19 protein-coding genes are annotated in these 25,921 nt (G+C 66.7%); 3 read left to right on the forward strand and 16 right to left on the reverse strand.

The window, feature by feature from the left end; all coding sequences use genetic code 11:
- Positions 1-20: 20 nt before the first annotated feature.
- The 9 genes from HT579_17195 to lexA form a co-directional block, all read right to left on the reverse strand.
- Positions 21-1,388 carry a DUF1015 domain-containing protein gene (locus HT579_17195; GenBank protein QKS30495.1) on the reverse strand — a complete coding sequence of 456 codons (1,368 nt, stop codon included), beginning with the start codon at positions 1,386-1,388 and terminating at the stop codon, positions 21-23.
- A gap of 39 nt (positions 1,389-1,427) precedes the next feature.
- On the reverse strand, positions 1,428-2,870 hold the full coding sequence (glgA, locus tag HT579_17200) for a glycogen synthase GlgA (protein QKS30496.1): 1,443 nt from the start codon (positions 2,868-2,870) through the stop codon (positions 1,428-1,430).
- Positions 2,871-2,898: 28 nt separating this feature from the next.
- A complete protein-coding gene (gene glgC / locus HT579_17205; GenBank protein ID QKS30497.1) occupies positions 2,899-4,167 on the reverse strand; it encodes a glucose-1-phosphate adenylyltransferase in 1,269 nt (422 codons plus the stop codon).
- 63 nt (positions 4,168-4,230) lie between these two features.
- Positions 4,231-5,868, reverse strand: coding sequence for an alpha-D-glucose phosphate-specific phosphoglucomutase (locus tag HT579_17210; GenBank protein ID QKS31694.1), 1,638 nt, complete (start codon positions 5,866-5,868; stop codon positions 4,231-4,233).
- Positions 5,869-5,936: 68 nt separating this feature from the next.
- Positions 5,937-7,571 carry a glucose-6-phosphate isomerase gene (pgi, locus tag HT579_17215; protein ID QKS30498.1) on the reverse strand — a complete coding sequence of 545 codons (1,635 nt, stop codon included), beginning with the start codon at positions 7,569-7,571 and terminating at the stop codon, positions 5,937-5,939.
- Positions 7,572-7,846: 275 nt separating this feature from the next.
- The gene (locus HT579_17220; GenBank protein ID QKS30499.1) at positions 7,847-8,284 is read right to left on the reverse strand and encodes a hemerythrin family protein; all 438 of its coding nucleotides are present in this window, start codon (positions 8,282-8,284) and stop codon (positions 7,847-7,849) included.
- Positions 8,285-8,373: 89 nt separating this feature from the next.
- Positions 8,374-9,858: a DNA polymerase Y family protein gene (locus HT579_17225; protein QKS30500.1), complete on the reverse strand. Its 1,485-nt coding sequence runs from the start codon at positions 9,856-9,858 to the stop codon at positions 8,374-8,376.
- Positions 9,791-10,504, reverse strand: coding sequence for a translesion DNA synthesis-associated protein ImuA (imuA, locus tag HT579_17230; protein ID QKS30501.1), 714 nt, complete (start codon positions 10,502-10,504; stop codon positions 9,791-9,793). The genes HT579_17225 and imuA overlap by 68 nt, the downstream gene beginning before the upstream one ends.
- Positions 10,505-10,529: 25 nt before the next feature.
- Entirely contained in the window at positions 10,530-11,132 is a 603-nt protein-coding gene (gene lexA, locus HT579_17235; protein QKS30502.1) for a transcriptional repressor LexA, read from the reverse strand.
- A gap of 154 nt (positions 11,133-11,286) precedes the next feature.
- Here lexA and HT579_17240 point away from each other — a divergent pair, with 154 nt between their 5' ends.
- From HT579_17240 to HT579_17250, 3 genes are all read left to right on the forward strand, one after another.
- Complete coding sequence (locus HT579_17240) at positions 11,287-11,742, forward strand: peroxiredoxin (GenBank protein ID QKS30503.1); 456 nt, start codon at positions 11,287-11,289, stop codon at positions 11,740-11,742.
- A 42-nt stretch (positions 11,743-11,784) separates the two neighbouring features.
- Complete coding sequence (locus HT579_17245) at positions 11,785-13,209, forward strand: PhoH family protein (protein QKS30504.1); 1,425 nt, start codon at positions 11,785-11,787, stop codon at positions 13,207-13,209.
- A 108-nt stretch (positions 13,210-13,317) separates the two neighbouring features.
- Positions 13,318-14,592 carry a transglutaminase domain-containing protein gene (locus HT579_17250; GenBank protein QKS30505.1) on the forward strand — a complete coding sequence of 425 codons (1,275 nt, stop codon included), beginning with the start codon at positions 13,318-13,320 and terminating at the stop codon, positions 14,590-14,592.
- Positions 14,593-14,615: 23 nt separating this feature from the next.
- On the opposite strand, the gene dnaB is transcribed toward HT579_17250, so the two are convergent.
- The 7 genes from dnaB to HT579_17285 form a co-directional block, all read right to left on the reverse strand.
- On the reverse strand, positions 14,616-15,968 hold the full coding sequence (gene dnaB, locus HT579_17255) for a replicative DNA helicase (GenBank protein QKS31695.1): 1,353 nt from the start codon (positions 15,966-15,968) through the stop codon (positions 14,616-14,618).
- Between the two features lie 235 nt (positions 15,969-16,203).
- On the reverse strand, positions 16,204-16,662 hold the full coding sequence (locus HT579_17260) for a 50S ribosomal protein L9 (GenBank protein ID QKS30506.1): 459 nt from the start codon (positions 16,660-16,662) through the stop codon (positions 16,204-16,206).
- 14 nt (positions 16,663-16,676) lie between these two features.
- Positions 16,677-16,952 (reverse strand): 30S ribosomal protein S18, encoded by a 276-nt coding sequence (locus tag HT579_17265; protein ID QKS30507.1) that lies wholly within the window; start codon positions 16,950-16,952, stop codon positions 16,677-16,679.
- Positions 16,924-17,256 (reverse strand): primosomal replication protein N, encoded by a 333-nt coding sequence (priB, locus tag HT579_17270; protein ID QKS31696.1) that lies wholly within the window; start codon positions 17,254-17,256, stop codon positions 16,924-16,926. Before priB ends, HT579_17265 begins: the two co-directional genes overlap by 29 nt.
- A 10-nt stretch (positions 17,257-17,266) precedes the next feature.
- On the reverse strand, positions 17,267-17,647 hold the full coding sequence (rpsF, locus tag HT579_17275; protein QKS30508.1) for a 30S ribosomal protein S6: 381 nt from the start codon (positions 17,645-17,647) through the stop codon (positions 17,267-17,269).
- 186 nt (positions 17,648-17,833) lie between these two features.
- Complete coding sequence (locus HT579_17280) at positions 17,834-19,804, reverse strand: tetratricopeptide repeat protein (protein QKS30509.1); 1,971 nt, start codon at positions 19,802-19,804, stop codon at positions 17,834-17,836.
- A gap of 60 nt (positions 19,805-19,864) precedes the next feature.
- A complete protein-coding gene (locus HT579_17285) occupies positions 19,865-25,852 on the reverse strand; it encodes a CHAT domain-containing protein (protein ID QKS30510.1) in 5,988 nt (1,995 codons plus the stop codon).
- Positions 25,853-25,921 lie beyond the last annotated feature (69 nt).

Raw genomic sequence — 25,921 nt, forward strand, 5'->3', positions numbered from 1 at the left:
AGCATCCTGCGCGCCGGCGCTCAGTCGAGCATCAAAGATACCAGCCCGTCGGCGAGCTTCGGTTCGAACCAGGTCGATTTCGGCGGCATCACCTGCCCCATGTCGGCAACCGCCATCAGCTCCGCCATCTGCGTCGGATACATGGCGAACGCAACCGTCATCTCGCCGCTGTCGACCCGGCGCTCGAGTTCACCCAGGCCGCGCATGCCACCGACGAAGTCGATGCGCGTATCGCGACGCAGGTCGCTGATCCCGAGCAGCGGGTCGAGGATCTGCTCGGCCAGGACAGAGACATCGAGCCGGCGCACCGGATCGGCGAGCGGCACCAGTTCCGGTCGTACCTGCAGCCGGTACCAGCGACCGGCCAGATACATCCCGCAAACCCCACTGCACCCGGGGCGCAGCGGGCCGTCCGCCAGACTGACGTGGTAGCGCTCGCCGACCGCCAGCAGAAAATCGTCGACGTTCAGGCCGTTCAGATCCCTGACCACCCGGTTGTAGTCCAGGATGCGCATCTGCCGCGCCGGGAAGATCACCGCCAGGAACGAGTCGGCGCCACCCTTGCCTCCCAGGCGCCGCGCGGCCGCGACGCGCGAGGCCGCTGCCGAACGGTGATGACCATCAGCGATGTAGAGCGCCGGCATGGCACCGAAGACGGCGCTGATGCGCGCCATGTCGGCATCGTCCGCGATCAGCCACAGCGTGTGTCGGATGCCATCGACCGCCGTCAGGTCGGCCAGCGGCGGCTGCCCGGTCGCCATGGCGAGCAGGTGTTCGGCCTGCGGATCGTCGGGATGGGCCAGCAGGACCGGCCCGGTCTGGGCATTCAGCGCCTCGATCTGACGGACCCGGTCATCCTCCTTGTCGGGGCGGGTGAACTCGTGCCTGCGGATGCGGTTGCCGTCGTAGGCGGCGATCGAGGCGGCCGCCACGAGCCCCGTCTGCACGTGCTCGCCCATCACCAGACGGTAGGCGTAATAGTACGGCCGCGGATCGCGGCACAGGACGCCGTCGTCGATCAGTCGGCGGAAGTTCATCGCCGACCGGGCATACACCTCGGGTGCGTAGTGATCGACCTCGGGTGGCAGGTCGATCTCGGCCTTCGACACGTGCAGGAACGAGAGCGGGTTGCCGGCGGCAGCCTGCCGCGCCTCGTCACTCGAGAGTACGTCGTAGGGTGGTGCAGCGACTGCTGCGGCATCGGCGCTGCGCGGCCGCAGACCGGAGAATGGCCGGATCAGGCAAGAATCGAATGTCAAATGCTTCTCCCGCTCGAGCGAAGTTCTGGAAAGGGCGCCGCAGCGCAACGGCTGCCGGCGGTGTCGCTTGCTGCGCAGGCACCAGCAGCAGCCACCACAGGCGGCCGACCGCCGGTGGCGAACGGCCATCCCGACGGAGCGGTCACGGCAGCGGCCGGACGGGGCGCCTCAAATGCTTCTGTAGAGCGCCTCATAGCGCAACGCGGAATCAGCCCACGAGAAGTCCTGCGCCATCCCGCGTTTCTGCAATTGGTGCCACACGGCCGCATTTCGCATCAGCACCAGCGCGTCGCCGATCCGCCCGGCAAGGACGCGGCTGCTGGCGTAGTCAAAGACGAAGCCATTCGCTGTCCCGGCCCTGACATTGTCGGGCGTGGCGTCGATCACCGTGTCGGCGAGACCGCCAACCCGCCGCACCAGCGGAATCGTACCGTAGCGCAGGGCATAGAGCTGCGTCAGACCACAAGGTTCAAAGCGCGACGGAACGAGCAGAATGTCGGCGCCGGCCATGATGCGATGCGACAGGGCATCGTCAAAACCGAGGTAGACCGAGACGGAGGCCGGGTGCGCCCTCACCGCGGAGCGGAACGCGTTTTCGATCTCGGCTTCGCCACTGCCGATGACCACCAGTTGCCCACCCGCTGCCAATAGGTCCGGCAGGGCGCCAAGGACGAGATCCATCCCCTTCTGCGAGGTCAAGCGGCTGACCACCGCGAGCAGGGGTGCCTTGCTCCTGAGTGCAAAGCCGAGCTCCGCCTGCAGCTTGAGCTTGCAGATCCGCTTCCCGCGCAGCTTGTGCGCGGTGTAGTTGTGCGCCAGTGCGCGGTCACTGCCCGGATCCCACACTGAATAGTCGACGCCGTTGAGGATTCCCGACAGATTGCCACCACGGTCGCGCAGCAGTCCGTCGAGGCCCCAGCCAAACTCCGGCGTACAGATCTCGCGCGCATAGGTCGGACTGACGGCATTGACTCGCGCGGCATGAAACAGCGCCGCCTTCATGAACGACAGATGGCCATGGAACTCGAGCGCGCTCTGATCCGCGCCCGAGATCATCAACCCCAGATCATTGTGATGATCGAGCGGGAACAGACCACGGAAGGCAAGGTTGTGGATGGTGAACACGGTGGCCGTAGTCAGCGCCGGATTCTGCGCGATGTAGGCCGGCGCCAGACCGGCATGCCAGTCGTGCGCGTGCACGACATCCGGTCGCCAGTTGCGGTCGAGTTCGCCGCCGGCCAGATGGGCAGCAATCCAGCCGAGCAGGGCGTAGCGCCGATGGTTGTCCCGCCAGTCGCGGCCGTCGGGACCGAGATACGGGTTGCCGTCCCTCCTGTAGAGGAAGGGTGCATCGATGACGTAAGCCAGCAGCCCGCTGTCGGGCAGGCGGCCCAGGCGCAGCGTCACCACCGCTGCACCGAAAACCGGGCCCAGGCGGATGACCCGCCTGCCTTCGAGCACTCCGCTGAGGATTGCCGGCATCCCCGGCAGCAGGACGCGGACATCGAGCCCGCGGGCGGCGAGCGCCGGCGGTAGAGCCGCCACGACGTCCGCCAGACCGCCGGTCTTGACCAGTGGATAGATCTCCGCGGCTACGTGCAGGACGCGCAAGCTTCCCCTCCCCCTGCCCCTGCCGGCGTCAGCCCAGCCGCTCGAGCATCTTGCGCGTCACCAGGCTGACACCGCCCTCGGTGCGACGGAAGCGGCGGGCATCCTCCTCCGGATCCTCGCCGATCACCATTCCCGCGGGGATGTTGCAGCCGGCGTCGACGACGCAGTGGCTCAGCCGCGCCCGGTTGCCGACGGTCGTGTCCGGCAGCAGCACCGACAGGTTGACGCGGGCGTAGGAATGGACGCGGCAGCCCGAAAAGAGCAGCGAACGATTGACTTCGCCGGAGACGATCGAGCCACTGGACACCGTGGACTCGATCGCCGTGCCGCGGCGATCCATGTGGTTATGCACGAACTTCGCCGGCGGCAGTTGCTGCTGGTAGGTCCACACCGGCCAGTTGCGGTCGTACAGATTGAGAGCCGGAACGGTGGCTGTGAGGTCGATGTTGGCGTCCCAGTAGGCATCGATGGTACCCACATCGCGCCAGTAGTGCTCGCGTCGCACGTCGTCGGCGGCGATGACACAGCTGCGCGAGAACGGATGCGCCGAGGCAACGCGATTCATCACCGCGCGTGGAATGATGTCCTTGCCAAAGTCATGGCTCGAGCCGGAGTCACTGAGGTCGCGTTCGAGTTCGTCATAGAGATACTTGGCGTTGAAGACATAGACGCCCATGCTGCACAGCGACATCTCGGGATTGCCCGGCATCGCCGGCGGATCGGCCGGCTTCTCGATGAAGTCGGTGATGATCCCCCTGCCGTCGACGTCCATGACGCCGAAGCCGCTGGCATCGCGCCGCGGCACCTCGATGCAGGCAATCGTGCACTCGGCACCGCTCTCGACATGGTCGACGAGCATCATCGCATAGTTCATCTTGTACACATGGTCGCCGGCGAGGATGACCACGTACTCGGGTGAGGGCCGGTAGGTCTCGAGGATGTCGATGTTCTGGAATACGGCATCGGCCGTCCCCCGGTACCACGACTCCTCGTCCACGCGCTGCTGCGCGGGCAGCAGGTCGACGAACTCGTTGACCTCGCCATGCAGGAAGTTCCAGCCCCGCTGCAGATGGCGCAGCAGACTGTGCGACTTGTACTGCGTCACCACGCCGATGCGCCGGAACTGCGCATTGACGCAGTTCGACAGCGCGAAATCGATGATCCGGAACTTGCCGCCGAAATGCACCGCCGGCTTTGCCCGACGATCGGTCAGCTCATGCAGCCGGCTGCCGCGTCCGCCGGCCAGTACCAGGGCGATCGCCCTGCGCGGCAATTGGAATGTCTTCTTGTCAACCATCTTCGTATCCCCAGTTTGACTCGATTCATCGCATCCGGCGGGAAGGCCGGATGCCACCCTGCCCTAACTGATCACGTCCGCTTTCTCTCTGCCGGCAATGGCGTTGATCCGTGCCACCGCATCGGCAAGCCGGATCAGCGGCGCCAGCGCCTCCTGCGTCGGCACCTCGTGCTGGCTGGGGTCAGCGACGAAACGCTCGAGATAGACGCGCAGCGTCGCACCCTCGGTGCCGGTGCCCGACAACCGGAAGACGACCCGTGAACCGTCGTCGAGCAGGACCCGCACGCCCTGGCGCTCGGAACGTGAACCATCGACCGGATCGGTATAGGAAAAATCATCGGCGGCAGCGATGCGCAGGCCGCACGACTCGGAGCCGGCCAGTTGCGGCAGGCGCGCGCGCAGTTCATCCATCAGACGATCTGCACGGTCGGTCTCGATCGCTTCGTAGTCATGCCGCGAATAGACGTTGCGCCCGAAACGCCGCCAGTGTTCGCGGACGATCACGTCGGCCGAGGTCGCGCGCACCGCCAGGATGTTGAGCCAGTAGAGCACCGCCCACAGGCCGTCCTTCTCGCGCACGTGGTTGGAACCGGTGCCGGCGCTCTCCTCGCCGCACAGCGTCGCCATGCCGGCATCGAGCAGGGAACCGAAATACTTCCAGCCGGTTGGCGTTTCGTAACATGGGATTCCGAGCGCCCTGGCGACGCGGTCGACCGCGCAACTGGTCGGCATCGACCGTGCGACACCGGCCAGGCCGCCGGCGTAGGCCGGCACCAGAGCGTGGTTGGCGGCGAGCACGGCGAGGCTGTCGCTCGGACTGACGACGAAGTTCGGTCCGACGATCATGTTGCGGTCGCCGTCGCCATCCGATGCGGCGCCGAACGACAGGCCAGAAGCGGGGTCTGCCAGCGCCGCCACGAGGTCGGCGGCCCACACCGGGTTGGGATCGGGGTGGCCGCCGGCGAAGTCCGGCAGCGGAATGCCGTTGACGACGGTTCCTGCCGGCGCCCGCAGACGATCCTCAAGGATCGCCCGTGCATAGGGACCGGTCACCGCGTGCATGGCATCGAAACGCATGCGGAAATCGGGACGGGCGAGCAGCACCGCAATGCGATCGAAATCGAACAGCGACTCGAGCAGTCCGGCATAGTCGGCCACCGGATCGATGATGCTGACCCGCATGTCGCCGATGTGCGATTCACCGATGCGGCTCAGATCAACGGGTGGCGACTCGACCGTGCGATAGGCACCGATCTCCTGCGTCCGCCGATGGACGGCGTCGGTGAATGCTTCGTTGGCCGGCCCGCCATTGCCGAGGTTGTACTTGATGCCGAAATCGCCCTCGGGGCCACCCTCGTTGTGGCTGGCCGATAGGATGATGCCACCGAAAGCCTGCCACTTGCGGATCACGGCGCTGGCTGCGGGCGTGGAAAGAATGCCGTCACGACCCACCAGCACGCGGCCGAAACCCGCCGCCGCAGCCATCCGCAGGATCGTCTGGATCGCCACGTCATTGTAGAAGCGACCGTCGCCACCGAGTACCAGGGTCTGTCCCTCCTGTCCCGACAGCGTGTCGAAGATCGCCTGGACGAAGTTCTCGAGATAGCGCGCCTGACTGAAGACCTTCACCTTTTTCCGCAGCCCCGACGTTCCCGGTTTCTGGCCGGCGAATGGCGTGCTCGGAACACTGATCACCTGCATAGTCATTTCATGCCTCGTCACAAATTGAACGCCTGAATCAATACCGTCAAGGTCGCCGGCTCACCCGCTCAGCCGATGTGCTGCCTGGTGAACGCCAGCAGGGCCTGCGTCGAGGCATCGAGTGGTGCGGCCAGCGCCGGGTTACCGATCGCCGGCAGAATGCTGTTGGCCACTGCCTTGCCGAGCTCGACACCCCATTGGTCGAATGAGTTGAGTCCCCAGATGACACCCTGGACGAAAACCTTGTGCTCGTACAGGGCGATCAGCGCCCCCAGCGTCTGCGGCTCGAGCCGCGTCAGCAGCAGCGTCGATGACGGCTGATTGCCCGGGAACACCTTGTGCGGCAGCAGCGCCTCGAGCGCTGCCGGAGACATCGTTCCCTCGAGTTCGCTGCGCGCCTCGGCAGCCGTCTTGCCGAAGGCCAGCGCGGCGCTCTGCGCGAAGCAGTTGGCGAGCAGCGCTTGCTGGTGCCCGGGCAGCGGATAGTCGGCGCGCACGGCTGCTATGAAATCGCAGGGAACGAGCCGTCCGCCCTGATGCAGCAGCTGGAAGAATGCGTGCTGGCCATTGTTGCCCAGCTCGCCCCAGACGATCGGATTCGAGGCACAGCCCAGCGGCTGCCCATCACTGCCGACCGCCTTGCCGTTGCTCTCCATTTCAAGCTGCTGCAGGAACGACGGAAGATACTTCAGCGATTCGTTGTAAGGCAGCACGGCATTGCTCGTCGCACCGAGGAAGTTGGTGTTCCAGATGCCGATCAGCGCCATCACCACCGGCAGATTGCGCTCGTAGGGCGTGCTGCGGAAATGCTCGTCCATCCGCTCGGCACCCGCGAGCAGTTCGGCAAAGGCCTGCGGTCCAATGGCGATCATCAGTGCCAGGCCGACCGCCGACCACAGAGAGAAACGCCCACCGACCCAATCCCAGAGGGGAAACACGGCATCCTCCCTGATGCCGAACTGGAGCGCTCGCTCCGGCTTGGCGGTCAGGGCCGCGAAGTGGCAGGATACCGCAGCGGCATCGCCGAGCCTGGCCAGCAGCCAGTCGCGCGCCGTCTGCGCATTGAGCATCGTTTCCTGGGTGGTGAAGGTCTTGCTCGCCACCAGGAACAGCGTCGTGTGCGGGTCCAGCGTCTGCAGCAGCGGCGCCAGCTGCGCGCTGTCGAGGTTCGAGACGTAATGCACCTCGACTGTCGGGTGCGACACCGAACGCAGGGCGTAAGCGAGCATCTTCGGGCCGAGATCGGAACCGCCGATGCCGATATTGACCACGCTGCGGATCGGCAGGCCGCTGAAACCGAGCGCCTTCCCGGAACGGATGCCCTCGGCAAACGCGGCCATCCGCAGTCGCGTCGCAAGGACATCGGGCATGACGTCGAGACTGGCAGTGGGGAACGGGCTCCGTGAGCGGCGCAGAGCCACGTGCAACACCGAGCGGCCCTCGCTGGCGTTGATCTGCTCACCGCTGAACATGCGCTCGGTCCATTGCTCGAGCTGCGCCTCGCGGGCCAGCGCGACGAGCAGCGGCAGGCTCACCGGATCGATGCGCTGCTTCGAGAAGTCGTAGAGGATGCCGTCGAAGCTCAGTGATAGGGATGCCACGCGGCCTGGATCGCGAGCAAAGAGTTCCCTGAGATGCACCGGCGCAAGGGATTGCCGGTGCGCTTCAATAGCCTTCCAGGCGGCTGAGGTGGTGATGTTCATGATTGGTGAAGGTCATTGATGAATGATCAGGTCGTCCGCAGACGACCCATGGGAAGAGATTTTCGGTGCAATCCGAAGGGATATCCGTATCGGCTGTCAGCTTGCCAGAATGCGTCGCAGAACGCAAAAAATAATGCCAACCGGCCCTCCACGACAGGCCATTTCCGAGTATTTTTCTTGGTTATCTTTCCTGCTGCCGATCATGCCTGGAAACCTCTGCCGCTGCGCCGATGGCCCGACGGTCGTGTGCCACCGGAGTCGCCTGGCAGGCAGACTCAACTGCCGTTGGCCGGCCGCAGACCGTCGCCGGATTTCGCCCGGGAATTCTTCACGCTGACTGCGAAAGGCCGGTCTTCGATGGCGATATGGCGCTCGAACCAGTACTCGGCATAGCGCAGGAAGGAATGAACGTCGCGCGCGCCGTTGCGCACCTCGGAGAAGGCCTTCTGCAGTGCATGCAGGTTGTCGCGGTGGACGGTTGCGTGCCCGGCGAAGTCAACGCCGACCGATTGTGCGATGCGCTCTTCGCTGGCGAAATGGTATTCGAGATAATCGAGGAGATTTTCAAACTCGGCAAAGGAAACGGGCCCGCTGCCGAAACAGGCTGCCTTCAACGACTCGATACGGCGAAAGATTTCTTCGTGTTGTGCATCAATTTCTGGCAGATCGATCAGCAATGCTTCCGGCAGCAGTCCGGAACGGTTGATCTCCACAGCGAGTCTCTCCTGGAAAACGATCGATTTCGCAAGTCCACACAGTATAAAAAGGGCGCTCGCAAAATTCCAGTAAAATCAGCCCGAGTTCAGGCAAAGACGCCGTGCAGGAACCAGCCCGCCTGACTGCGGAAAATCCACAGCCATTCGTCACGCCGGGAAATGGCGACGAAGTAGTCGCGGCAGACATCGCCGAGCGCATCCGGCTCCGCCGCGTCCCACCAGCCACTCTCGATTCGCTCGGGGCCGGCAAGCAGGCGCAGCGGGCCGCCGCACTGCGGCCGGCCAGCCAGCTCGCGCAAGGCCTGTGGTTGCGCCAGCATGCACAGCGGGCGCGGGCCGCCAGACGAATTGCGCGTGGCTGGGGCAAGAAACGGGCTGGGCGGCGATTTCTCTCCTGTCAGCGGCGCCGCCGCAACCCGCCGCCAGGCGTTTTCCGGCCGATGCTCGGCCACTGCTGACAGCGCGTGCACGCCATCGTCGCCCAGGCGTGCCTGCAGCCGTTCGAGCAATCCTGCCATCGATTCGTCGCCAGCACCCTCGCCACGTTCGACGAACAGGCTGCGCGAATGACCGACAAGAGCTGCTGGTGCCCCGGCCCGCAAGCCGATGCACTCGACCGCTGCCGGCAGATGCAGCCGCTGCAGCCGCTCGCCGAGCACATGACTCATCCGCTCGGCGTCACGCGTGGCACCGGCAAAACCAAGGGCAAGAACGGTCGCCGGTCGCTGCCTCGCGCCGCTTTCGTGCCGAAACTCGAAAACGCATTCACTGACTCCACCACCTCGTGCAGCAAGCCAACCGCACAAGGCATCGATCAGGCGACGTGCAGCCCAGCCGAGCGCCGATGCTTGCTCGGCCTGCAGTGGCAATTCCAGTCGTTCGGCAAAAAGCTCCGGAAAGACGAAACGTTGCCGGGGATCCGGCAAATCACCCAGCGCCCGCGCCAGATCGGCCACCAGCCCGGTACCCAGCCGCCGCGCCAGACCGGCGCGCGGCAAGCGCAGCAGGTCGGCAAGCGAACGCGCGCCGAAGCTGGCGAGACGGGCCTCATCCCCTGGTGCAAGGGCGAGCACCGACAGCGGCAGACCGCCGAGGCGTTGCGGCAGTTCGTCGAGCGCACAGCAGGTCCGGTCGTCACCGCCGATCGCCAGCCACTGTGCAGCCAATGGTGTCGGCGCCAGAGCTGCCTGCGGCAGGTGACCCTGCGCGGCGCAGCCGGCGACGACGCCCTCGAACAACTTCGCGGCGCCACCGAACAGGCGCAGTGAAGCGGCCACTTCGAGCAACAGCATCGACTGTGCAAGGCAGCAGACCTCCGAGGTGAAACTGCCGGCCCAGCAGGCGAGCCGCTTCAAGGCCGCCTGCTCACGCTCGACAGCGCGCTGCCGAACCGCCAGATCTGGCAGCAATGCCCGTGCTTCAGCCAGCCGCTTGCCGGCCACCACGCCCGCCGACACCGCCGCACGATCAGCAACGATGACCCGCTCGCGGTCGATGATGGCGCTAGGCGATGGCAGGTCGGGAAAGACTTCGAGCGGCAGGCAGGGCAGATGCAGGGCGAGCCAGAGCATGACGCAAGCGCAGCGGGCGTTGCACGGCGATGGACAGAGGCAGCGGCTGTGCGCTGCCACGGCGCTTGAGCAGGTGAACGATGAGTTGCTCACCCTCACCATCGAGAGCCAGTCGCAGCGGTGCCGGCGAAGGCTCGCTGGCACAGGCTGCCGGACGAAAGACGAAGAGCAGGGCCTGGCTCGTCTCGGCGGCCAGTTGCAGGCGACGCAGCGAGGTGGCCTGGACCTCCGGCAGCCAGACGACGATGGCACCGACTCCATCGGCAGCAAGCGATCGTTCGCAGGCCCAGGCGGCATCGCGACCGGGAGCGCTGGCAACCAGCAGGCGCGAGAGATCGACCCCTCCCGCCTGCAGCGCCGGGGCATAAAGCAGATATGGCGGGGCAATGCAAACCAGCCAGGCCAGTTCGTCACGCGAGAGCCGGGCCAGCGCCGGCAACAGCAGGCTCAGCTCGCCGACGCCGCGACGCAACGGCAGGAGCTCGGTCAAACCACCACGCGGCCAGCCGCCACCGGGCAACTCGCGGTCGAGATCGGCGAAGCCCGTCGGCACGCCGGGCAGCGCTGCCCTGGCCAGCGCATCGCCCCGCCAGACATCGGGACGTTCGAGGATCTGCATCAGCATGGTCGATGACGACATGGTCAAATCCGGTTGGCCAGCACTGTGCTTCTCAGATCGTCTCGCCACTGCGGATCAAGCCGACAGCGATGCCTTCGATGACCAGTGACCGCCGCTCGGGATCGACGACGATCGGCGCGAAATCGGGATTTTCGGCAGTCAGCTCGACGATGCCGTCACGCTGCCGGAAGCGCTTGACCGTTACCTCGTCATCGAGCCGGGCGACGACGATCTGGCCGTTGCGCGCCTCGCCGCTGCGGTGCACGGCAAGCAGGTCACCATCGAAAATGCCGGCATCGATCATCGACAGGCCGCGCACCCGCAGGAGGAAATCGGCACGCGGCGAGAACAGGCCGGCATCGAGCGTGTAACGGCGCTGCACGTTCTCCACCGCGAGTATCGGGCTGCCGGCGGCGACGCTGCCGATCAACGGCAGGCCGAGTTGTTCGACCAGGCGGATGCCGCGCGCCGAGCCCGGCTCGAGGGTGATCAGACCCTTTCTGGCAAGTGCCCGCAGATGTTCCTCGGCCGCGTTGTGCGAGGCGAAACCAAAGGCGGTGGCGATCTCCGCCCGCGTCGGCGGCGCGCCGAGGCTTTCCAGCGTGTTGCGAATGAATTCGAGTATTTCCTGTTGCCGCGTTGTAATCCTGAGCATGATCGGCACCCTCTGTTGGCATGACTGTATTTTTGTACAGCAACGAGAAAAAAGCAAGCGTGCCGACAGGACGAAGGAACGAAGCCTGGCGCTTGACCCGGGCTCCCCTTTCTTACCACAATCGCCTCCTCCACGCCCTCCTCCGAGACCAGCCATGATCGACCAGCCTGTCGAAGACTTCAGCCTGCCCGCCAGCGGCGGCCGCATCTTCAGCCTCTCCGCCTGCCGCGGCAGTGCCGTGGTCCTCTATTTCTACCCCAAGGACAGCACCCCCGGCTGCACCAGCGAGGCGCGGGACTTTCGTGACCTGCATCCGCAGTTCGTCGCTGCCGGCGCGATCATCGCCGGTGTGTCACGCGACAGCCTCAGGTCGCACGACAATTTCACGGCGAAACAGGAACTGCCTTTCGTCCTCATCAGCGACAGCGACGAAATGCTGTGCAACCGCTTCGCGGTGATCCGGATGAAGTCGATGTACGGCAGGCAGGTGCGCGGCATAGAACGCAGCACCTTCGTCATCGATGGCAACGGAGTCCTGCGGCGCGAATGGCGCGGCGTCCGGGTGGCCGGACACGCGCAGGAAGTGCTCGACTTCGTCAGCCACCTCTGAAACGCCCGAGCAACGCTGCGATCACTCCGGAAGATCCCCGACATGTCCCGCAGGAACGCCGTCGACAGCAGTCCCGTGACTGCGACAGCGAGGAAGCTCTTCGTCCTCGACACCAATGTGCTGATGCACGACCCGACCTGTCTGTACCGCTTCCAGGAGCACGACTTGTTTCTGCCGATCATGACCCTCGAGGAACTCGACGGCCACAAGAAAGGAATGTCGGAGATCGCCCGCAATGCACGCCAGGTGACGCGCACGCTCGACGAAATCGTCAACGGCACGGCCACCGCGATCGAACTGGGCATCGCTCTCGACGGCGCCTCGCGCCAGCTCGCCAGTGGCCGCCTCTTCCTGCAGACTGAAGCGATCACCGGCGAACTGCCAGCCGGACTGCCGACAGCGAAGGCCGACAACCAGATCCTGGCGGTCGTCATCCACCTCCAGAAGAGCCATCCCGAACGCCCGGTGATCCTCGTCTCCAAGGACATCAACATGCGCATCAAGGCGCGTGCCCTGGGATTGCAGGCACAGGACTACTTCAACGACAAGGTGCTCGAAGACACCGACCTGCTGTACACCGGCATGCGCGAACTGCCCGCCGACTTCTGGGACGAGCACGGCCAGGACATGGTGTCGCGCAGCCGGGACGGGCGGACACGGTACCGCATCAGCGGTCCGCTGTGCCCGCAGTTTCTGGTCAACCAGTTCCTGTTCCAGGAAGGCGAACGCCCGCTGCAGGCGATCGTCCGCTCGCTCGCCGGGACGACCGCCGAACTCGAGACGCTGATCGACTACAGCCATTCCAAGAACAGCGTCTGGGGAATCACGGCGCGCAATCGCGAGCAGAACTTCGCCCTCAATGCGTTGATGAACCCGGAGGTGGATTTCGTCACACTGCTAGGCCAGGCCGGCACCGGCAAGACCCTGCTGACACTGGCTGCCGGCCTGGCGCAGGTGCTCGACGACAGGCGCTACGGCGAAATCATCGTCACCCGCGTGACGGTGCCGGTCGGCGAGGACATCGGTTTCCTGCCGGGCACCGAGGAAGAGAAGATGGGACCGTGGATGGGCGCCCTCGAGGACAATCTCGAGGTCCTCAACCGGGGCGACGAGCAGGCCGGCGACTGGGGCCGGGCAGCCACCCACGACCTGATCCGCCACCGCATCCGGATCAAGTCGCTCAACTTCATGCGCGGCCGCACCTTCCTCAACCGCTACCTGATCATCGACGAGGCGCAGAACCTGACGCCGAAGCAGATGAAGACGCTGATCACCCGTGCAGGCCCCGGAACCAAGGTGATCTGTCTCGGCAACATCGCGCAGATCGACACGCCTTACCTCAGCGAAGGCAGTTCCGGCCTGAGCTATGTCGTCGACCGCTTCAAGGGCTGGGAACATGCCGGCCACGTCACCCTGCAGCGTGGCGAGCGCTCCCGCCTCGCCGATTACGCCGGTGAAGTGCTATAATCGCCGGCAAATTGGGCCGTGTCTCATGACACGGCCCAGCCGTTTGTGGCCACCGATCGCTGCCCCCGAGTGCTGCCGGCAGCGGTCCGGCGCCTGCCGGAGAGTCGATTGAAACGACGCGATTTCCTTGCTGCTTCTGCGCTGATTTCGCTGCTGGCGCCAGCGCCGGCTCTGGCCGCCAGGAAGGAAAAGAGCAGCAAGCCGGGCAGCAAACCAGCGGGCGAATCGGCCAGCCGCAGCAGGCGCGAGACGAGGACGGACAACCGGAGTCGCTCGCGCGGCAGACAGACCTACCGCCCGGTCGCGGAGCCGCCGACTGCCGCCCCGGCGGCCGTTGCCAGTTCGCCGGCAACGACCAACGAACAGACCTACAACGCCATCGCGCTGCCGGACGAGCCGCAGCCACAGTGGCGAACCTACGACGTCACCTCGCTGATCACGCTCAACAACGTCAAGGGCAAGCTGCGCCTCTGGCTGCCGCTGGCACAATACCGCGACAACCCCTGGCAGCGGGCGCTGGGGCATGACTGGCGAGGCAACTTCGACAGCGCCGGCGTCTACCGCGACCCGGTGGCCGACCTGGAAGTCTTCTACGCCGACTGGAACCATGTTGCCGCGACACCCAGGCTGCAACTGGTCAGCCAGGTGGCCAAACGCGACCGGAACTTCGACATCACCCGCCGCGGCAGTGTCGCCGAGCGTGGCGAGGTGTTGCGCCGCTGCCTGCAATCGAGCAACCTGGTACCGACCGACGGACTCGTGCGGCGTACCGCCGAGACGGCGGTGGGTCGAATCAAGGATCCGGTGGCCCAGGGCAAGGCGATCTACGACTGGGTGATCGAGAACACCACCTACGACCCGGTGCCGGCGGGCATCGGCCGCGGCAACGTCGAAGCAATGCTCGACAGCGGGCGGCTGAGCGGTGGCAGTGCCGACATCGCCCTGCTCTTCGTTGCCCTGTGCCGTTCGATCGGCATCCCGGCGCGGCCGGTCTTCGGGCTGCGCATCGATGGTTCGCGACTCTTTTCCGGACTGGGCGCGACCGGCAACCTCGGCACCGGGCAGCACTGCCGCGCCGAGTTCTACACTCCGGGTTATGGCTGGATCCCGGTCGATCCCGGCGATGTGCGCAAGGCCATCCGCGACGAGAACCTGGGCTACGGCGACCCGAAGCTGCTCGTCCTGCGCAAGCTGCTGTTCGGTTTCTGGGAGAGGAACTGGCTGGCGCTCAATACCGCGCAGGATGTCCAGCTGCAGGGCGCCAGCGGCGGTCCGCTACCCTTCCTGGTGCTGCCGCAGATCGAGGCGGGCGGCCAGCGTTTCGACAGCAGCGACAGCCAGCGCTGCAGCTACACCGTCACCTCCAGCCGCGTAGACGGCTGACGCGACGCTACCGCTGCCGGCGCTCAGTACGATCCCGGGCTGGCAAAGCTCTCGAAGCGCGTGTACTCGCCGAGGAAGGTCAGGCGCACGGTGCCGATCGGACCGTTGCGCTGCTTGCCGATGATGATCTCGGCGACGCCCTTTTCCGGCGTGTCCGGGTTGTAGACTTCATCGCGATAGATGAACATGATCACGTCGGCATCCTGCTCGATCGCTCCGGATTCGCGCAGGTCGGACATCACCGGGCGCTTGTTCGGCCGCTGTTCGAGCGAGCGGTTGAGCTGCGACAGCGCCATCAGCGGCACGCCAAGTTCCTTCGCCAAGCCTTTGAGAGAACGCGAGATCTCGGAGATCTCCGTCGCCCGGTTCTCGCCATGCGAGGTCGCCGACATCAACTGCAGGTAATCGATGACGATCAGCCCGAGTTGGCCGCACTGACGGTAAAGACGACGGGCACGCGCCCGCAGGTCGATCGGATTGAGGGCCGGTGTCTCGTCGATGTAGATCGGCGCTTCGTGCATGCGGCCAAGGGCAAAGGACAGGCGCGACCATTCGTCGTCGTTCAGGCGCCCGGTACGGACGCGGTGCGCGTCGAGACGACCGACCGAGCAGAGCATGCGCATCGCCAGCTGCGTGCCGCCCATCTCCATCGAGAAGATCGCCACCGGCAACCCGACCTCGAGCGCCACATGCTCGGCAATGTTCATCGCGAACGAGGTCTTGCCCATCGACGGCCGGCCGGCGACGATCAGCAGATCGCCGCTCTGCAGGCCGGAGGTCTTGCCGTCGAGGTCGTGGTAACCGGTGGGCACGCCGGTGATGTCGGACGGGTTGTCGCGATCGTGCAGTTCCTGGATCCGTTCGACAACCTGCGTCAGCAGCGGATTGATATGGACGAAGCCGGTCTGATGGCGAAAGCCGCCCTCGGCAATGGCAAACACCTTCGCCTCGGCTTCGTCGAGCAGGGTTTTCGCGTCGCGGCCGAGCGGGTTGAGCGCGCTGCCGGCAATCTCGTCACCAGCCGTGACCAGCTGGCGCAGGATCGCGCGCTCGCGGACGATCTCGGCATAGCGGCGGATGTTTGCCGCCGATGGTGTGTTCGCCGCCAGTTCCCCGAGGTAGGCCAGGCCACCGGTCGCCTTGCCCTCACCGGCCAGGTCGAGGCTCTCGGCGACCGTGACCGCGTCGGCCGGCTTGCCACTTTCGAGCAGCTTGCGCATCTGGCGATAGATGCGCCGGTGCTCGTCGCGATAGAAATCGCCTTCGCCAACCAGGTCAGCGATGCGGTCGAAAGCCGCGTTGTCGAGCAACAGGCCGCCGAGGACCGATTGCTCGGCTTCCAGCGAATGGGGCGGCACACGCAGCTCCGACAGCACCGAGTCGGGCTGTGGGCCGCTGGCGCGCCGCGGGTCGCGCCCGGCCGGGCGGCGTTGCCGGTCGTCGGGGCTGATTGGGTCGAACGAACTGGCCATCGGGAATCCGCAACGAAAGAAAGGAGCACGACCGCGAGTCTAGCGCGCTGGCGCCCGATCCAGTGCCCAGAAGCAGAAAAGCCTTGCCGTCAGGCAAGGCTCCTTGTCGACCACAGGCAACCCCGCCTGCCGGGCTGCCCTAGATCTTCGCCTGTTCGATGACCACGGCGACCGTGATCGTCGCCAGCACGTCGCCATGCAGCGCGACTTCCAGTTGTGCCTCGCCAAGCGTCTTCAGTGGTCCGCCAGGCATGCGCACGGCCGACTTCTCGATCTCGAAGCCCTGTGCGCGCAGGCCGTCGGCAATGTCGAAGTTGGTCACCGAACCAAACAGGCGACCATCGACACCAGCCTTGCGCTCGATCCGCACGACGACACCGGCGAGTTTCTCGGCATAGGCCTGCGCATCAGCGAGCTTCGCCGCCGCCGCCTGCTCGAGTTCGGCCCGCTTCGCTTCGAACTCCTGCAGCGCCGCCGGCGTCGCGCGCCTGGCCTTGCCGGTCGGTATCAGGAAGTTGCGCGCGTAGCCGTCCTTCACCTTGAGCAGATCGCCGAGATTGCCGAGGTTGGCGACTTTCTCCATCAGAATGATTTGCATCGTCGTCTCCCCGCTTACTGGTGATTGTCGGTGTAGGGCAACAGCGCGAGGAAACGTGCGCGCTTGATCGCCACCGACAGCATCCGCTGATAGCCCGCCTTGGTGCCCGTCAGGCGAGCGGGCATGATCTTGGCGTTCTCCGCGATGTACTCCTTGAAGAGATCGACATCCTTGTAGTCGATCTCTTCCATCTTCTCGGCAGTGAAGCGGCAGAACTTGCGCCGCTTGAAGAGACCACTACCCCGTTTCTTGACGTTCTTGTCATCCTTCTTCTTGAAGAACCTTGGCATCTTGATTTCCTTCGACAAATTCGATCTTGGTTACATGCAGTCGCGGCTGCCTGCTGTGGCGGCTGCGCGCGGCGAGAAATCCGCTCAACTGCAGCCGTGTTCCGGGACTCGCCGCCTGCAGCCAGCGCGCTGTCTCGCCGAGAGCGATCGCCTGCACCTCACATTCGACGCGGCGCTGGCTGCCGGCCTCGATCTGCTCCGACTGGTGACCGATCAGGCACTCCGTGACCGGCACTCCGGCCGGCGTGAAACGCAGCGCCTTGCGCTCGATCAGGACTCCAGCGAGCTCGACACGGTTGAGCAGCGCCGCCGACTCAGGCTGCTGGCTGCTCGCCGGCGGCAGCCGGTTCACGGACTTCCAGCAGCGACTTGGATTTCTCGTCCTTCATCATCGGCGACGGCGCAGTGACGGCGCGCTTCGCCTTGATCGTCAGATGGCGAAGAATGGCATCGTTGAACTTGAAGCCGTGCTCCAGTTCGTTCAGCGTCGCGCTGTCACACTCGATGTTCAACAGCAGGTAGTGGGCCTTGTGCAGTTTCTGGATCGGATAGGCGAGTTGCCGGCGACCCCAGTCCTCGAGGCGGTGGATCTGTCCGCCACGCGAGGCGATGAGCCCCTTGTAGCGCTCGACCATCGCGGGCACCTGCTCACTCTGGTCGGGATGGACGATCAGGACGATTTCGTAATGGCGCATGAACACTCCTTGTGGCTGAAGCCCCCCGCCATGCGAGCGGTGGAGCAAGGTGAAAAGCCCGCGATTATAGCGCTGCTGCGGCTTCACGGGCAATCACTTCGCGACATTCGCAAGATATTGCGAGACGGCGATCGGGCAACCGGCGGGCCGGCATCGCGTAGCTTCGCCAGCCGCAGCCGGCGGGCGTCACCACAACTTGCGCGTATCGATCCAGTTCACCCGCCCGGTGCGCCGCTTGACTTCGTTGTAGATGTGACTGGTGCCGCCGGGCCCATCGCCGCCGCCGCCGTTCCACAGACAGATGAAGCGGACCTTGTCGACACCCCAGGCGAGCGCGGTATGGAGCAGCCAGAGGTTGCAGCGTTCGAAAGCATTGACCGTCCTTCCCCGGCCTCCCGCGGGCAGCGGTCCGAGCTCGTCGGGCATGATCCGCGGCTGCTCGGCCAGAGTCGCGGTGACGGCGAAGTAGCGCTCGCGCCACTGCTCGCCATTGCTCGCCGGCAGGATCGAGCGCTCGATGAACTCCGGTTCGGCGAACGGCAGCATCACCTGCAGGCGGGCGCCGCGCGCTTGGCAGGCCTCGAGGAACAGCAGGTCACCACCGCTCGCCGCCTGCGACAGCGCCAGATCGCCGGCAGCGACGCCGAGCTGGTCGAGCACCCGGGCAATCCGTTCCGCCACCAGCCCTTCCCGGTCGGCGGGAAAGCGCGGCGGCAGACGACCGGCGGCATCGATCATGTGGCCACTGAACAGCAGCACCTGCCGTGGCGCAAGGGGTGGCGCACTGCGCGCGATCGCGCGATCGACGATGCTCATGGCGGCGGCTGTTTCCGCCGGGCGAAAATCGATGTCACGCAACAGGCTCAAGGTCTGCCGACTCGATTCGAGCGCGAACCAGTCCTGGTTGGCCGCCGCGGCCATGTGGCTGAACTCCCGGCGCACCGATTCGACCGGCGCCAGCAGCAGGCACACCTCGGCGTAGCTGGCACGCGCCCAGTAGTCCTTGCGATCGCGCTCCTGCGCCGTCAGGCTGGCCCAGCGCACGCCGCCACTGAGGTTCTCGAGCAGCTGCGGATCGCTGTCGCCACCCAGATGCTGCCGCAGCAGCAACAGCGTCAGGGCGTTGACGCCGGCGTAATGGTGCGCGGGATCGGCGACAAAGGCCTGATGATAGGGAGCGATTGCCTCGCCCAGCACAGCATTCTCGAAGGCGGCGGCTTCACGCATCTGCACCGGCGTGAGGTCGGGCTGGCGCCAGAGCGCCACCCAGCGCTCCTTCTCGATGCGCCCGGCAAGCGCCCAGCATTCGGCGTCGCGGGGATGATCGGCGGTCAGCCGGTGCACCAGCTCGCGCGCCTCCTCGAAGCGGCCGAGTCGGCCCAGGCAGACCGACTTCCGCTCCCGGCTCGGCTTGTCGTCAGCTTCGATCGTCAGCGCCTGCTCGAACTGCTCGAGCGCCAGTTCGTACTGCTTGAGCTTCAGCAGCGCCTGCCCTGCGGTCCGCCTGGCCTCGAGCTGCAGCGCGCGCACCGGGGTCTCCTCGGCGAGGACGAGTATGTCGCCCGGCCGGTTCTTCTGCCGCGATACCTCCATCCGGCTCGCCCAGCTTTCGTAGGCATCGGAGAACTCGTTGCGCTCGGCGAGCAGGAGCCGGCGCCACTGCGGTTGCTCGAGTTGCGGCATCAGCTGGAAGACTGGGCTCACCTTGCGGCGCGTCGAACTCGCCATGCTGGCGCAGACCATCGCCGTCAGTGCCGCGCGATCCTGCTCGACGGTCGCCGGGTCCGGCGCGCCGTCGCGCAGCGAGTAGCGCAGCTTGCGGTCGGTGTAGATGTCGAAGGGCTGGTTCGGTCGTGGCCCCTGCACCAGCACCACGCCGCGTGCGCGCAGGGCATGCCGCACGCCGAGTTCGTACCAGACGTTCGGGTTGTCGAGGGTGAGATCGGCGACGACGAGGTCGGCGATCAGCAACTCCTGGAACATGTCGGTGCGGATGTCGCCGGCACGCTGCTCCTCGTCAGCGCGAAACACCTCCATCCCCGCCGCCTCGAGCGCCGGCCGGATGTATTCGGCGTAGACGCGATTGAAATCGATCAGCTGGCCATCGGGCCCGGGCTTGCTGCCGAAGGGCATGGCTACGAAGGCGTGTGCCTGCATCGGCATCTCCTCAGCGCCACGCTGGGCTGGCGGTGGCGGCAGCCAGCACGGCGCCGCCGCTCATGGCGTGGTGCCCCGGGCACGGCGCGGCCGGCCGGAACGGGGCGATGCATCGCCAGCCGCCAGCGGCTCCAGCGGGCGGTCGGCCCGCTGACCGGCGCCCGGCCAGACCTGCTCGACCAGCGCGACCAGACGATCGGCGGCGAGCTGCCACCCCGTCTCGCCACTGGTCACCCGGCGAGCATCGCAGAAGCGTGACAGCATGCCGATCTGGCTGACGATCGAGTCGAGATCGCGCGGCCGCAAAGCGAGGCTGGCCAGCGTCTCGGCGTAGGCACGGGCGACTTCCTCGTACGCCCGCTCGCCGTCCTCGCCGGCCTGCAGCAGTTGCTGGTCGAGCAGCCGCTCGACCAGCAGCGCGTCGGCGACGATGAGCGCATCCCAGACACCGGCGCCGCTCACACTGCCACCGCCGACGCCCTGCCGGCAGTGGCCGGCGAGCGCAATCGCCGCGGCGCGCCCCCCATCATCGGGCAGCAGTGCCTGCAGTGCGAGCCGATTGAGTGCGTTGTAGGCGCGGAACGAGCCCTCACCCGGCCTGCCTTCACCGGCGGCGTAGAAGCGTGCGCTGTCAAGCAGCGCGCGATCCATGGCCGCCGCCGCATCCGCGACCACCGCCCGCTGCTGCGCCGCGCCGTCGTTCCAGGCGGCGATCAGTCGCGTGGCATGGAGACTCGCCAGGCGCTTGGCGGCCCCGCCGCGCAAGGCACAGCGCTCGCCACCCGCGGTCGCCGGTGCCACCCCGTCCGGCTGCCGGCCTGCCGCGGCGACCACCTGTTCGAGATCTGCAAGGCGTTCGAGAGCCCGCTCGATCAGGCCCGGATCGGCGCTGGCCTCACCGAGGCGAGCCTCGATGTTCGCCAGTTGCTCGATGGCTCCGACCGGCACCTGGCCGGGGTCATCGTCGTCCTGCAATGCATCGAGATAGCAGTTGCGCGCCTCGGCAAACTGACCGAGATCGGCCCACAGCGCGCCGACGGCGAACTGTACCGACGGCAGCCGCCGCCAACCGGCGGGGCAGCGCTCCCTGAGCAGGCGACGGAGGTTCCTGATGCTGGCCTCGATCTCGCGGCGCGTCTGCTGACGGCTCGCTCGAGCCAGCCCCGCCCGCCAGCACACCAGCTCATCAAGCAGTTCGTCGACCGACGCGTAGCCCGAATCATCGTGGCCGCTGCCCTCGAGACGCGGCTCGGCGCGCCAGCCGGGATCGCCGTAGGCCTGGAAGGCACCCCAGGTGATGTCCTGCGCATTGCTGCTCCAGACCGCCTTGCGCGCTTCGTGTACCGCCTCGCCGAAGGGCAGCCGCTCGACCAGCAGGTGGCGGTAGAAGGCATTGCCGAAAACCAGCGCCCCCTGGTCGTCGACCGCCCAGCCGGCAACGACGATGCAGCGCACACCGCAGTCGATCAACTCGCGCGCAACGCTCGCGGCAAGCAGGTTGCCGTCACGCACCGTCGCCCCGTCGGCGGTGTCGGCAGCGACGCCGGTATCGATCTTGCCGAGATGACAACAACTGAGGAAGACCAGTTCGGGAACCGTTTCCATCGCCCTGATCTCGGCCGCTGTGAGCAGCAGTCCATCGGAGAGGACGACCCCGCTGCGCCGCCGGCCATCGACGTGCAACTGGTCGAAGACGCCATGCGCCGAAATGTGCAGCAGCCGATGGTCCTCCTGATACAGTCGCGTCAGCACGTCGCCGGCACGCCAGTCGGCACCGATCGCCGACAGCACCTGGTAGCCCATCGCCTGCAGTACGGCAGCCACCTCGTTCGCCTCGCTCTCGGCGCCGGGCAAGGGCGGTGGATTGGCGGCATCCGGCCGCCGTGGGTCGGGAAAGGCGCGGCTGAAGCCTTCGACCGAGGGGTTGCCGACGACGAAAGCCCGGCGCTCGAATCCCTGCCGTACCTGCCGCCGAAACTCGCTGGTGGCGAACTGCCGTACCACCGGCGTCCGCAACGCCAGCGGCAGCTTCTCGCCACCGCCTCCCTGCGACTCGGCGAACATGAGCTCCCACGGCAGGTTCGCCGTCTGGTCGTCGACCACCAGGACGATGCGCTCGAGCTGCCGGGCGGCGTCCTTGAAGTCGTTCGGCACCATCAGTTGGAAGAGTGCGCGGCCGAAGCTCTCCTGCCAGACCGTGCTGTGGATCTGCTGCCGCACCAGCATCTCGACCAGGCCCGGCTGGCGCTGATGAACGATCGACTCGGCGCGCGCCCGCTGGCCGACGTAGAGGAAACGCAAGCGATCGGTGACCGCCGTACGCGCCGCCCGCGGCGGCCGCCCGGCAGCGTCGGCGGGTGCCGCGCCGACACCGGCCGGCGGCGTCGCAGCCACCTCGACCGGCTCCCGCCGGTCGGCGGCGGTGATCATCAGACGCGGCCAGTAGGCAGACCCGCTGCGGTCGAACAGGCGCCGCCTCCAGCCTTCGCCCTGCTGCAGGTGTGGCCGGCAGACCAGCGCGACGCCGTGGCGGCCGAGCAGTCCGGCAAGTCGCTCCGGCACCCGGCGCAAGGCATAGGCGGCGGTGATCGCGGTGTCCTGGTACAGTTCGACGATGTCGACCCGACTGACCCGGATGTGACGCCGGGTTGCCTCGTGGAAGCGCGCGTTGGCCTCGATGACCCCACGCACCAGCGCTTCGACCGAAGCCGCGACCGACACGCTGGCCGACGAATTGTAGCCGAGGAGCAGGGTCGCCAGAGGCAGGTCACGATCCTCGTCGCCGAACACGTCGATCGCCTGCAGCAGATAGCGCAGCACACCGGCGCGCACCGCGGCGGTCAGATCCTCGACGTTCAGGCTGCCGTCGTAGCTCCCCAAACCACAGACGACGGCGCCGCGCAGCGACCCGCGCCGCCGCTCCTGGGCGTTCGGCAGTCGCAGCACGACCGTCGCACTGCCCCGCGGTCCGGCATAGAGGCCGAGGTTGTAGCGTTCGCCGAGATCGCCGTCGAGCAGTTCGCGGTCGATCAGCGCCTCGGCGCCGGAAATCGGATCCTGCTCGTAGTGACCGAGCAGGATCGGCTGCTCGAGGAAACGCAGGTCCATCGCCCGCACCGCCACTTCCAGCCGGCGCTTCGAGCGCGGCGCGACGCGGTTGCGCGGCGCGCCGCCGAGCAGGCCGACGGCCACCGCCTCGCCGCTCGCCAGCAGCGGTGGTCCGGCGTCATAGACGACCGGCCGTACCTCGGCATCGCCGCGCACCGCCGGCGGGCTGCGCAGCAACGCACCGGTGGCGCCGCTGTGCAGCAGTTCGGCGAGCGCCGGATGATACTCGCTGGTCGATGGCAGATCACCGTGCTGCGCCGGCATGTAATAGTAGCTGCCGACGTTGTCGATCCGTCCGGAGGCCCAGGTCACCGTGCCGTCCCCCTGCGTCGTGCCGACCATCTTCAGCCGCCCCTTCTCCTCGCGGATGCCGCAGGGCGTATTGCGTGCAACGCCGAAGACGTAGACCGACTGCTGCTCGTATTCCTTCGGCAGGGCGGGCGTCCGCTCGCCATCCTGCCGCCAGAGCCAGCTGCCCTCGTCGAGCTCCGCCTGGCTCGGCGTCGCCGACTGGCCGTCGCCAAACCAGAAATCCTTAACCTTCTGCCGGTAGTCCTGCCAAATCGCTGCCCGCTGGAAGATCTGGCCGCCCAGGCCACCTTCCGGCTGCCCCTGAAAGCAGTCGACGAAGCCCGGCTTGGGCAACAACTGCAGGGCGCCACGGAAGCCGGAGACGATCTGCAGCACTTCGCGCATGTCGTGCCGGACATCGAGTCGCACCAGTGAGCGCAGCGTATCGCCCTTGCCGAGCAGGTTCTCGACCATCGAGTAGGCGCCCTGGTTCGGCGTGCCGAGCATCACCAGACGGGCGCCCGGCCGCGCCATCAGCGCATCCATCACTGGTCGCCGCCGATGGATGCAGGCGCGCACGACGAGCCCGCCCATGCTGTGAGCCAGCAACCTGATCGGCTGTTGCGTCTCCTGCAACAAGCGATCGAGCAACGCCGCCAGGCGTTCGCCAAGCACGTCGAGCGGCTGCCGCCAGTCGTAGGCAAAGCACTCGACACGGTGGCTGGCGGCGAGAAAACTGCAGAGATCACCATAGAACATGCCGAACAGTTCCTCCGCCTCGACTTCCGGCTGCCCCCAGGCGATCTTGTCGAGACCACCACTGGCAATGTCGAGCGGATCGAACCAGACACGGTCGCGGCGCCCTACCTGCAGGTGTGAGCCCATCACACCGGGCAGGACGACGACCACCGGCAGATCGGCGACCGCCGTTTCGCCAGCGCGCCGCAGCCGGGCGCCGGGCATGACGGCATCGGCGAAAGGCCCCGGCAAGGGCTGGAAAGCCGCCAGCGAGCCGACGTCGCTGCTCACCAGCCAGTCACGCAGGGCTGCCCGCGTGTCGATGTTGCTGAAGTAGGCGAAGTGCGATACCGCGGTGCCACGGTCGAACAACGCCCGCGCGCGCGCCTGCGGCGCGATGCCGGCGTACATCGAATCGGTATCGACGACCAGGTCGTTGTCGAGGTTGTCGAAGAGCAGGAAGTCGGTCAGCAGCACCCCCAGGCGCTGCAGCAGGCCGCCGCCCTCGATGTCGCCGGCGATCACCGCCATCTCGATTCCCGCGCGCACCGGCGCCTCGCGCAGCAGGCGCGCCATCGGTGATTCGGGCAGCATCGCCTCGAGGCCCGGCACCAGATGGGCGCTCGTCCGTCGCCGGGCGATCTCGAGCACCACACGCTTGAAGGCCGAATAGAGCGGGTTGCCGAAGAAGAACGGGATCTGTCCGAGCAGCGTCAACAACCCGGAGAGGAAGACATCGAGGTTGCCGCTGGCCAGCCGTGTTCCCTGCGCCGGGCTGGCAACCCGCACGTAGCGCTGGACGACGAGCTTCTTCGCTGCCAGCTCGCTGGCCAGGGCGCGCAAGAGTCGCCGTTGTTCGCCATGCGCGTCGCCGATCTCGCGCTGCACGACCTGCGCGGCAGCGGTGTCGGTCTCGCCGGTGGCCGGCAGGTCACTGCGGTAGTGCTCGATCAGGTGGTCGAAATTCCCGAGGCAGATGAGATCACCGACCAGGCCGCCACGCGAGTGCGAAACCAGGCTGAGCTGCAGGCCATCCGGCAGCGCCGCCAGCAACTGCCGCGCGTTCTCGATCGGGCTCTCGGACAGCGTCCGGTGTTCGAAGGCGTAGATACGGCCGTTGAACTGCCGCTCGAGAACGCTCCACAGCTCGCGCTCGTCGAGCTGCAGGTCGCCGAAGCTGCCGCGCGTGCTCGATCCCGTGCCGTGGATGAAGACGAGGACCGGCTCGGCCGCGGCAGCGGCCGCCAGAAGCTCCTGCTGCGCCCGCGCCCGCGCCTGCTCGTCCGACTCCGCGGCCGGCGCAGCGCCACGCAGAGGCGGCCAGCAGTAGAGTCCCGGCTGCCGCTCCAGTCGCTTCTCGATTGCCCACATCAGCGCCTTGGTGCCGAGCCAGGAAACGCCCAGCTCGACGGCCTCGGACCCCCTGCCCTTGGTCAGCTCGCCGAGCCTCTGCCTGGCGTCGGTGATGATCGCGTCTTCGCTGGCGCCGACCGCCAGCGCGAAAACCCGGCTGATCAGGCCGCCGACGAGATCGCCGGCGAGGCCACGCGTCGCCGCGCCGTCGCTGCGCAGGCGATCGAACAGGATCTCGCCGTGGCTGCCGAGGAGATCGGGACGACTTCGCGTCAGCGACGTCTGCAACTCGGTGGCACTGGTGATCAGCACCCCGCCGTCGGCCAGCTCGATGACCAGCACTTCATCCGCCTGCGCCACGTACTGCTGGCTGACGGCGGTGCCACCGCGGGCCGTCGCGCCGAGCTCGAAGCAGGCCCGCGGCTGCAGGTAGCCAGCCGGCATGAAGGGATCGTCACCGGCATCGACGGCACGCCGGACGTTGCGCAGCAGCCCCGGCAAGGGTGCCTGATCCTGCGGTGTGGCAGTCAGATCGAGAATCGTGGTGGTCGGCGACATCTTGCTCTCCTTCAGGCTGGCCGCGCGAGACGGATCAACCCGGCGGCACGCGGCCGCCGCCCGGGGCGC

It is taken from the genome of Candidatus Accumulibacter similis (genome assembly GCA_013347225.1).
GTDB classification, from domain to species: domain Bacteria; phylum Pseudomonadota; class Gammaproteobacteria; order Burkholderiales; family Rhodocyclaceae; genus Accumulibacter; species Accumulibacter similis.

Excerpts from the sequence above, each read along its gene's own strand:
- HT579_17265 (QKS30507.1), bottom strand. The coding sequence starts at position 16,952 with ATGCCAAGGTTCTTCAAGAAGAAGGATGACAAGAACGTCAAGAAACGG.
- HT579_17225 (QKS30500.1), bottom strand. The coding sequence starts at position 9,858 with ATGCTCTGGCTCGCCCTGCATCTGCCCTGCCTGCCGCTCGAAGTCTTT.
- HT579_17195 (QKS30495.1), bottom strand. The coding sequence starts at position 1,388 with ATGGCCGTTCGCCACCGGCGGTCGGCCGCCTGTGGTGGCTGCTGCTGG.
- lexA (QKS30502.1), bottom strand. The coding sequence starts at position 11,132 with ATGCTCAGGATTACAACGCGGCAACAGGAAATACTCGAATTCATTCGC.
- pgi (QKS30498.1), bottom strand. The coding sequence starts at position 7,571 with ATGAACATCACCACCTCAGCCGCCTGGAAGGCTATTGAAGCGCACCGG.
- HT579_17285 (QKS30510.1), bottom strand. The coding sequence starts at position 25,852 with ATGTCGCCGACCACCACGATTCTCGATCTGACTGCCACACCGCAGGAT.
- HT579_17240 (QKS30503.1), top strand. The coding sequence starts at position 11,287 with ATGATCGACCAGCCTGTCGAAGACTTCAGCCTGCCCGCCAGCGGCGGC.
- glgC (QKS30497.1), bottom strand. The coding sequence starts at position 4,167 with ATGGTTGACAAGAAGACATTCCAATTGCCGCGCAGGGCGATCGCCCTG.
- HT579_17260 (QKS30506.1), bottom strand. The coding sequence starts at position 16,662 with ATGCAAATCATTCTGATGGAGAAAGTCGCCAACCTCGGCAATCTCGGC.
- HT579_17280 (QKS30509.1), bottom strand. The coding sequence starts at position 19,804 with ATGCAGGCACACGCCTTCGTAGCCATGCCCTTCGGCAGCAAGCCCGGG.
- rpsF (QKS30508.1), bottom strand. The coding sequence starts at position 17,647 with ATGCGCCATTACGAAATCGTCCTGATCGTCCATCCCGACCAGAGTGAG.
- HT579_17210 (QKS31694.1), bottom strand. The coding sequence starts at position 5,868 with ATGCAGGTGATCAGTGTTCCGAGCACGCCATTCGCCGGCCAGAAACCG.
- HT579_17245 (QKS30504.1), top strand. The coding sequence starts at position 11,785 with ATGTCCCGCAGGAACGCCGTCGACAGCAGTCCCGTGACTGCGACAGCG.